This window comes from Myxococcus sp. AM011, from assembly GCF_013372595.1.
Classification (GTDB): domain Bacteria; phylum Myxococcota; class Myxococcia; order Myxococcales; family Myxococcaceae; genus Myxococcus; species Myxococcus eversor.
In genome coordinates this window covers 1-8264 of record NZ_JABXEM010000376.1, presented here as the reverse complement: position 1 = coordinate 8264, position 8264 = coordinate 1, and the positions used below count along the sequence as shown (strand labels likewise).

Below are 8264 nucleotides of genomic sequence, written 5' to 3'. Positions count from 1 at the left end.
GCACGGGACGTGGGGCGGGGGCGGCGCTTTCCATGGAAGGAGTCTCTTAATTCGCGGGCGGCGCCCGGACCAACGGTTTCCTCCTTCCGAGCAGCCGAGTCGTGAGGTGGCAACCGTTGGAGCGGGGGGCTATTCCGCTGTCACACACTCTGGACGAGGCCCTCCAGGGGCCCCGGGCCCTCGCGCCTGCACGCCCCCCGAGCAGGGCCAGCCCCCCGAGGGGCAGGGGGAATGCCCTCTCGCGGACACGCTGCTTACCGTCTCCGGAGGGCCGGCCTCCAACGGACGGAGGAGGGCTCCGGGGAGGTCGCATGCGGTCAAGGCGAGCGGGGCGTTGGTTCCACGGCTGGCGGGTGCTGGGGCCCGTGGCCCTCCTCTGGGGGGCCGGGCTGGCGTGTGGCTCGGAGCAGGGCGCTCCCGAGCCCTCCGAGGAGACCGCCCCACCGGGCCCTGGCGAGGTGTCGCCCTCCGGGCCGGGAGCGCCTCCCACGGAGTCGACCTCGCCGTCCGAAGGGGCGCTGCCCCAGGGCACCCTCTGGCAGACGCGGGTGGGGGGCCCTCAGGACGACACGCCCACCGGTGTCGCCGTGGGCCTCGGCGGGGATGTGGTGATGGTGGTGTCCCAGACACCCCGGCAGGACTCGGACCGCGAGCCGGTGGAGGGGGAGCTGCTGGCGGTGGAATTGGCGCGGTATGGGCCGGAGGGGACGTCTCGCTGGGTGCAGGATTTCCCCCGGGAGCGGCTGTCGGACCTGCGCGTGGCGGCGTCGCCGGGCGCGGACGGCGCGGTGTTCCTCACCGGCAATGCGTTCCTCTACCCGGCGAACTTCGGGCTGGGGGCGACGCAGGACGGCTTCGTGGTGCGCTTCAACGCGGACGGGCGCGCGACGTGGCAGCAGCGCGTGGGGCAGAAGGCGCACGCGGTGGCGGCGGACCGGGCCGGAGGCGTGGTGGTGGCGGGAGAGGAGTGGGAGGGGGAGGTGCAGGACCCGGTGCTGACTCACTACGCGGCGGACGGCTCGGTGAGCTGGACGCGGCGCTTCACCGGCACGGGCGAGGGCACGGCGCTGCACGCGGTGGCGTTGGCGCCGTCGGGGCGGACGGTGCTCGCGGGGCAGCTCTCCGACACGCTGGAGGTGGATGGCGAGTCGTTCGGCGCGAAGGGCCGACGCGGCTTCGTGGTGCTCGCGTTCGACGAGGCGGGGAAGCTGGTGTGGGGGCGCGAGCTGCCGGGTGCGAAGGGCCGCGTGTCCTCGGTGGCGGTGGGACCGGACGGCACGGTGACGGTGGCGGGCGACTTCGCGGGCCTGCTCGTGTGGGGCGGCACGTCACTGGGGACGCAGGGGCCGTTCGTGCTCGGCGTGGGCGCGGAGGGTGAGGTGCGCTGGTTGAAGCAGCCGGAGTGCGGCGAGCAGGCCCAGGAAGGCGTCGCGGCGGCGGTGGATGCCGCGGGCGCGGTGACGGTGGCGTGCGGCGACGCGCTCACGCGCTACGCGGCGGATGGGACTCAGCAGGGGGAGCGGAAGCTGCCAGTGGAGGGCTGCGTGAGCGGACAGTGCTCGCTCGCCGTGACGGGGCTGGCGGTGGTGCCCGGGCGCGGACTGGCTGTTGCTGGATGGCAGCGTGATGGCGCCGGGGACACGTGGAACCAGGATGCATTCCTGCGGGTGGTGACGCCGGAGTGAGCCGGGCGGTCGGCTCGCACGGAGCAGGGATGTGCTGGCGGCGAGCGTACACCCGCGCCTCCTCATCAAATGGAGGGGCCCACCGAGGCGGGCGCTGGCCCGATGTTATCGTTGCTGGATGCAGGCCTTCTTCCGGTCGCTGTGCCTTTTCATCGCCCTGGGCTGGGGTTGTTCTCGTGCCCCCCAGGTCGCGCCCGAGCCCAGGCTGGGTATCGCGGTGGTGGAGCAGTTCCGAGCGGGGCTTCCTCCTGGGTTGACCCCGTGCGCTGATCGCGCCTGCCTTTATCTGCAGGAGGAAGACGGCTGTCGGCCGACGCACCTCTCCGACAAGCACCTGAGCATGGAGGGCACTCCCGTCTTTCGAGATGTCTTCGTGCTGAGTACCCGGGAAGGTTGCTCCGTCACGCAGTTCTTCGACTACAGCCTCGACTACTGGGGCGGGTGCACGGTGCTGCGGATGGATTGTCCGTCTGTCGCCGCCGCGATGAGTCGCGACGCTCAGGGCGCGGGTTGTACCAGCACGGTCCTCGCATCCTCCCATCCTTGCGAAGCCCCTTTCTGAAGCGGACCCCGAGTGCCCTGCGCACGCTCGGGGTTGCTCGGATGTTTGTGTAAAATTCGAGAGACATTGCTCGCTGTTCCGTCGTGACGGTGTGGTGTGTTGCTCGCAGTCGGACACATGGAGTTCCTGGGATGGCGCTCAAGTGATAGCTCAGGCTGGAATTCGGTATTTCGCGGTAAAAGCTGAGTCGAAGCCGACGAGCCCTGTTTTCATCCCATCCTGGAAAGAGACACCATGAGTCCCTTGAGAGTCGTTGCATCCCTGTCGCTGCTGGGCGTGCTGTCAGCCTGTGGCGGCGGTACATCGCCCGATGAGGTATCCGAGACAGCTTCCAGCAAGGCCGCGCTGGACTGCGCCGCCCTGAGCGCGCCCGTGTATCACCGCATCCGGGCGAGCAACGGCGACAGCCTCTACACACACAACGCGAACGAGGCGGCCAACGCCGCGACGACCTACGGCTACACCGATGACCGGGGCGTGGCCTTCCGGGTCTCGACCTCCACGGGCACGGGGCTGTCCCCGGTGTATCGGATGTACAGCCCGAGCCGGCAGGAGCACTTCTGGACCATCGACGCGGCGGAGCGGCAGCAACTCGTGACGCAGGGCGGATTCACCACGGACGAGGGGACGGGCTTCTTCGCGTCGACGACGGCGGAGCCGTGCCTGGTGCCCGTCTACCGCTATGCGAATGATACGCTCCGCAAGCACCGCTTCGCGACGACGGCGGCGGAGCGCTCGGCGCTGAGCGCGGCGGGGTGGGTGGACGAGGGCATCAAGTTCCACGCGGCGCCCACGACGGCGCCGCCGGTGGACACGAAGTTCACGCTGGTCATCATCCCGGACACGCAGAACGAGCTCGTCTCGCAGTCCACGCTGATTGACCACCGGATGCAGTGGCTGGCGGACAACAAGGACGCGCTCGACATCCGCTTCGTGGGCCACACGGGCGACATGGCGAACTGGGACACGGCGGACCACATCCAGTACGTCCGCGCGAGCAACGCGTTCCAGAAGCTGGACGCCGCGCAGATTCCCTATGCCATCGCCATTGGCAACCATGACACCGCGGCGACGTGCCCCGGTGGCAGCGCGTGCCCTGGCAATGTGAATGCGAACCTGCGCAACACCACCACGTTCAACACGTACTTCCCGACGACGCGGTTCCGCGCGCTGGCGGGCGTGTTCGAGGCGGGCAAGTGCGACAATGCCTATCACACCTTCACGGCGGGCGGGCTGAACTGGCTGGTCATCAACGTGGAGCTCTGGGCGCGCACGAACGCGGTCAACTGGGTGAAGAGTGTCGTGGAGCAGCACCCGCGGCACAACGTCATCGTGCTGACGCACTCGCACCAGACGAGCGGGGGCGGCATCGAGCAGGGCAATGGCGGGTATGGAAACAACAGCCCGCAGTTCGTGTTCGACACCGCGCTGAAGCCGTACGCCAACGTGCGGTTCATCTTCTCCGGGCACGTGGGCTCGGCGGCGTACAGCGAAGTCACGGGTACGCAGGGGAACAAAATCTACCAGATGCTGACCACGTACCACGACGCGTCGTCGAACCCGACGCGGCTCATCGAGATTGATACCGCGGCGAACACGTTCTCCTCGCGGGTGTACCTGCCGTACACCAACGTGGAGAAGCAGGATGGGACGAAGTTCACCATCAGCAATGTGAACTGGGTGCGCTGACGAAGCGAAGGGGCCGGCGGAACAGGTCGGCCCCTTCCTCCGACGTGTGAATCAGGGGTCGTGCAGATAGGCCCAGTTCACGATCCACTGGGAACTCGCGAAGCTATTGATGACCTGGTAGTCGCTGAAGTTCACGTAGAAGAGGATGGAGCAGGAGGTGGCGGTGCAGTACTGCAGCGAGCCCGGGTCCTCCCCTGCCCAGAGGCTCCGCACGCGTCCGCCCCAGTTGCTCAACAGGGGGTAATAGACGAGCCCCAAGTCCAGCCAGGCCATGTCGTAGGCGATGGGCTTGATGAGGCAGAGCTGGTTGCCGGTGCGATTGGCGGCGCTGTAGAGCCACAAGGCCTGGCTATTCGAGCAGTCGACCTGCTGGAGCGCATCCAGGGCCTGCTCCACGTTTCGGCCGCCATTCTCCGCGAGCCGCTGGATGTGGGCCGTCCGAGCATCCGCCTGGGCCTGTTGCTCCTGCCGCGTGACGTGCCGCTCGCGCACCTCGAACGTTCCATCCTGGCGTGCGAGGACGCTCGTCTGGATGACCTGGTTGCTGCCTTCTTCGCCGGGAAGAGGGTCGGTGGACGCTTCCTCGGGGGCTTCACCGCATCCCAATGCCAACATGGACAGACAGGTCGCGAACACACCCAGGCGCGTCATGTGCATCTCCTCGACGAGAGAGCCCGGGGGAAATCCGGGCTCGTGGAGCGCTTGCTGTGCGGATACGGCCGATGTCTGTCGAGGTGTCGAAGCGTTATTCAGGCGTCGGGGCAGGATAGTCGAAGTCGGGCAGGGTGGGTAAACTGGGAGGCCCATGCCGAGGCGCTACCTGTCGCTGCTTCTCACCTGCGTGCTGCTGGGAGTCCTTCTGGGCTTCTTCGCGTTCTGCGACTCCGAGGCGGGAGTGTCGGCTCTCCCGGCCTGGAATGCCGTCATCCTCTGCCTGGGATTGGGATTCGGGGCCTTCGGCTCAAGGTCGGCTCCATGGCTGATTCGCGCGGGGCTCTGCGGTGCGTTCGTCGGTGGAGTGGTGGGCATCCGCCTCGCCGAATGGAGTTCCCGCAAGCCCTTCCTGCGAGACTTCTATTCGCTTCGGATGGGCATGACGCGCGGTGAGGTCGATGCCGTGATGGGCCGTTACCTCACGGGAACGGGGTGGCCAGCGAATCCCTACGTGAGGGCAGAAGCGCCGCGGTCGGAGGAGGGGGGCGAACGGGAAGGCGTCCCCGGCCAGCGACAGGGGCGTGACTTGGCGCTCAAGGACAGCGTGGTCTACCGGCACACGAACGAGGGATGGGGCGACTCTGACTGGGGAGTCGTGCGCTTCGAAGAGGGCAGGGTGGCTGAGGTGACCTTCTCGCCCGACTGATGCCGCAAGGCCCACGTCGGCTGCTGGCCCTCCGCCGCCCGAGGCGTGCTCGGCGGCGGGGGCTTCCCGCACATTCCTCCACCCCGTGGGGTGGGTGAAGAGGTGGCGGCCTACTTGTGGACCAGGAGGTAGTTCGCCGAGCCGCCGTACCAGGTGCCGTCCCGGTTGCTCCACGGGCGGTACTTGTACCGGGCGACGACCTGCCACGTGTACTGGTTGATCTGCACCACGTAGCACTCAATCTTGAGGAGTGCGTTATCGCCCTCGGAGCCGGGCTCCTCGAATCCCATGCTCTGCGGGGACACGTGGATGACCCAGTCGTTCACCGTGCCGGAGGGGACGGTGATGTAGGTGCCGTCGCTCGCCGTCCCGGTCCGAGCGTTCTGCGCGAAGCTCTCACTGGAGTAGAGACAAGCGAACAGTGAGAGCATCGCCAGGATGGAAAGCGGGTTACGTCGAATCATGGGGCCTCCTCGGAGGTGAGGATTGGCGCGTCAACGCGCCCGGGGAGGCGGGAAACTAGGCACGTGACATGGGATTACAATCCACCAGCCCTCCAGGACAAGCCAGCGTGGAACACTGAAAAGACAGACGCCCAGGCTGGATTCGCCGGGTGCGGGGAGTGGGTGCGGGCCGCGTCAGGAGTTGCTCATGGACTGGGGCGGATACCGATCCAACGCTGTCAGCCTGGCGCCGTCGTTGTCCCCAGCTTCAAATCCTGGTGCAGTCCCTTGTCCCGACTCACCCGCCAGATTTTCTGGTCCAGGTAGTAGTGGTGCAGCGCGAAGCCCCAGATGAAGCCCGCCATGAAGTCTTTCAGCGTCAGGCCCGCTCCCAGCGCCAGCTTCGCGTCGAACCCGCCACAGCCCGGATGCGCGCCGAAGCCACACCCCACACCCCGGTACACCAGCGTGAAGGCCACGCCGCACACCGCGTAGATGAGGAAGCGCTGACTCACCTTCGGCGCCCAGCCGAACGACGCCGCTTCCACGCCCGGCGAGTGATAGCGATTGCGGTGATAGAACCAGACGACGCCGTGGTACTGCACGTTGTGGAACGCCGTCACCGCCACGGCGAACATGATGAAGTCCATCCGCGCCGACACCGACGGCCAGAACACCACCGCCGACAGTCCCACCGCCGCGCCCATCATCAACAGCTTGGGCCCGTTCACCCGCTGGCCCGCCCTCCACCGCCACACCTGCCGACCCGCGCTCAGCACCACCACCGCGAGCACCAGCGCGAAGCATGCCGCCGCGACGATGGGCTCCCACGTCGGCGTCCCCGTCAGCCCCAGTTGCTTGCGCGCTCCCGGATGCGTCACCGCGAACGCGACGAAGGGCGCGAGCAACCCCACGTACAACGTCACGCTGTCGAGCCGCCTGTCCCCTGGCGACGACTCGCCACCCTTGCGCTGGTACAGCGACATCAGCCCGTAGTGCTGCCTCACCACGTGCCAGTACGCCCACAGCGAGGCGAACGTGAGGAACAACACGAAGGGCAGCTTGCTGCCCAGCACCGCCGACACCGCGAAGCACAGCGGCCCCAACGCGAACCACCCCAGGCTCCCCAACAGGAGCCCTCGCCGCGTCCTCCACTCCCTCGCGTCCAGGTACGTGCGAGACACCGTCGCGAACAGGTGCGGCCCGTCCAGCACCAACACCCACGCCCACCACAACGCCAAGCTGCTCACGCCTCCCCAGACGTGAAGCCCGACAAGAGCGAGGCTCGCGCAGGCGCCGCCCACCGTGGAAATCAGGTCGTGGCGACGGTCGACCAGCCAGCCAGGACGTGGCGCCTCGGAGGCGGTGAGAGGCAGGGTGCTCATGAGGCTCTCCTCGGAGACTCCAGAAGATACAGGAAGGTGCAGGTAGGCCGCAGGCCCACCTGCCGTCCCCCATTCGCCGGTCGACCGACCAAGGGCCCAAAACCCTCTTGAGCCGCGCGCTGTGTACCGCGATGGTGGTGCGTTATGGATCAAGGCAGGCGCACCACGGACCGGAAGGCAGTCGGTCTGTTGGTGAAGCTCAAGCATGAGAGCGTGGGGAGCTTCGCGGAGGAGTTCGCCACCAACCTGAGCCCGGGCGGGATGTTCATCCGCTCGCGCACGCCCCAGCCCGTGGGGACACCCGTCAAATTCGAGGTGCAGATCGCCGGGGGCGTGCGCGTGCTGCACGGCACCGCCGATGTCCGCTGGGTCCGCGAAGTGGGAGACCCCGCGGGGCCCCCCGGCATGGGCCTCCAGTTCCATGAGTTGGATCCGGCCAGCCGCGCCCTCGTCGACATGATGCTCCTCCAGCGCAAGTCGGAGGCCCCCGCCGCCGTCGTCTCGCCGCTGCCCGCCATCGCCCCCTCCGTCGCGCCGCTGGCTCCCGCCATCGCGCCGCTGATGCCGCCCGTGCAGGCCCGGCCCGCACCGCCGCCCGCCGCGAAGCCCGCGCCCCGTCCGGTGGAAGGCGCGGCGCTCGACTCGCTCTTCGACGACATCGAGGCGCCGCCGTCTCCCACGCTCGATGAGCCCTTCGACTTCTCGCCGCCGTCCCTGGCGGATGAGTCCTTCGACTTCTCGCCGCCCCCCGCTTCGGCGGAGAGCGACGTGGACATCCCGCTCGACGAGCTCATCGCGAGCACGCCGCCGCCTGTCTCGCTCCCCGATGACGAGCCGCTGCCCGGGTTCGACTTCGACCTGGAGACCGGACTCGCGGACGCGCCGCTGGCGCTGGGCGAGGTGCTCGATGAACCCGTGAGCCTCGACGAAGCACCTCCCATCGAGGTCGGCATCACGGTGGAAGATGACTCGTCCGCGGGCTCCAGCGGGCCGCTCGAGTTCGACATGGATATGTCCGAGGAGGCACTGGCGCCTCCTCCTCCCGCTCCACGCGTGGCGCCGCCGCGCGCCAGTGGACCGCTGGAGTTCGACCTGGACCTCAGCGAGGCGATGGAGGAGCCCCCTCCCGCGCCCCCCGTG

At 68.2% G+C, this 8264-nt stretch carries 8 protein-coding genes; 5 read left to right on the top strand and 3 right to left on the bottom strand.

Annotated elements, in window-relative coordinates; all coding sequences use genetic code 11:
• Positions 1 to 311 precede the first annotated feature (311 nt).
• From HUW62_RS43700 to HUW62_RS43690, 3 genes are all read left to right on the top strand, one after another.
• On the top strand, positions 312 to 1685 hold the full coding sequence (locus HUW62_RS43700; RefSeq protein ID WP_176437819.1) for a hypothetical protein: 1374 nt from the start codon (positions 312 to 314) through the stop codon (positions 1683 to 1685).
• Positions 1686 to 1803: 118 nt separating this feature from the next.
• A complete protein-coding gene (locus HUW62_RS43695; RefSeq protein WP_163864000.1) occupies positions 1804 to 2247 on the top strand; it encodes a hypothetical protein in 444 nt (147 codons plus the stop codon).
• Positions 2248 to 2481: 234 nt separating this feature from the next.
• Complete coding sequence (locus tag HUW62_RS43690; protein WP_176437818.1) at positions 2482 to 3936, top strand: metallophosphoesterase; 1455 nt, start codon at positions 2482 to 2484, stop codon at positions 3934 to 3936.
• A gap of 51 nt (positions 3937 to 3987) precedes the next feature.
• Here HUW62_RS43690 and HUW62_RS43685 read toward each other — a convergent pair whose 3' ends face one another.
• Positions 3988 to 4587 (bottom strand): hypothetical protein, encoded by a 600-nt coding sequence (locus HUW62_RS43685; RefSeq protein WP_163863998.1) that lies wholly within the window; start codon positions 4585 to 4587, stop codon positions 3988 to 3990.
• 154 nt (positions 4588 to 4741) lie between these two features.
• Here HUW62_RS43685 and HUW62_RS43680 point away from each other — a divergent pair, with 154 nt between their 5' ends.
• Complete coding sequence (locus HUW62_RS43680) at positions 4742 to 5296, top strand: hypothetical protein (protein WP_176437817.1); 555 nt, start codon at positions 4742 to 4744, stop codon at positions 5294 to 5296.
• Positions 5297 to 5406: 110 nt separating this feature from the next.
• On the opposite strand, the gene HUW62_RS43675 is transcribed toward HUW62_RS43680, so the two are convergent.
• The gene (locus tag HUW62_RS43675) at positions 5407 to 5760 is read right to left on the bottom strand and encodes a hypothetical protein (protein ID WP_176437816.1); all 354 of its coding nucleotides are present in this window, start codon (positions 5758 to 5760) and stop codon (positions 5407 to 5409) included.
• Between the two features lie 218 nt (positions 5761 to 5978).
• Positions 5979 to 7124, bottom strand: coding sequence for a hypothetical protein (locus HUW62_RS43670; RefSeq protein WP_176437815.1), 1146 nt, complete (start codon positions 7122 to 7124; stop codon positions 5979 to 5981).
• 144 nt (positions 7125 to 7268) lie between these two features.
• Here HUW62_RS43670 and HUW62_RS43665 point away from each other — a divergent pair.
• Positions 7269 to 8264: TIGR02266 family protein (locus tag HUW62_RS43665; RefSeq protein ID WP_176437814.1), on the top strand; the 996-nt coding region annotated here is incomplete at its 3' end.

What these genes read in the sequence shown, in the direction of transcription:
- HUW62_RS43700 (WP_176437819.1), top strand. Translation starts at nt 312, where the DNA reads ATGCGGTCAAGGCGAGCGGGGCGTTGGTTCCACGGCTGGCGGGTGCTG.
- HUW62_RS43695 (WP_163864000.1), top strand. Translation starts at nt 1,804, where the DNA reads ATGCAGGCCTTCTTCCGGTCGCTGTGCCTTTTCATCGCCCTGGGCTGG.
- HUW62_RS43690 (WP_176437818.1), top strand. Translation starts at nt 2,482, where the DNA reads ATGAGTCCCTTGAGAGTCGTTGCATCCCTGTCGCTGCTGGGCGTGCTG.
- HUW62_RS43685 (WP_163863998.1), bottom strand. Translation starts at nt 4,587, where the DNA reads ATGACGCGCCTGGGTGTGTTCGCGACCTGTCTGTCCATGTTGGCATTG.
- HUW62_RS43680 (WP_176437817.1), top strand. Translation starts at nt 4,742, where the DNA reads ATGCCGAGGCGCTACCTGTCGCTGCTTCTCACCTGCGTGCTGCTGGGA.
- HUW62_RS43675 (WP_176437816.1), bottom strand. Translation starts at nt 5,760, where the DNA reads ATGATTCGACGTAACCCGCTTTCCATCCTGGCGATGCTCTCACTGTTC.
- HUW62_RS43670 (WP_176437815.1), bottom strand. Translation starts at nt 7,124, where the DNA reads ATGAGCACCCTGCCTCTCACCGCCTCCGAGGCGCCACGTCCTGGCTGG.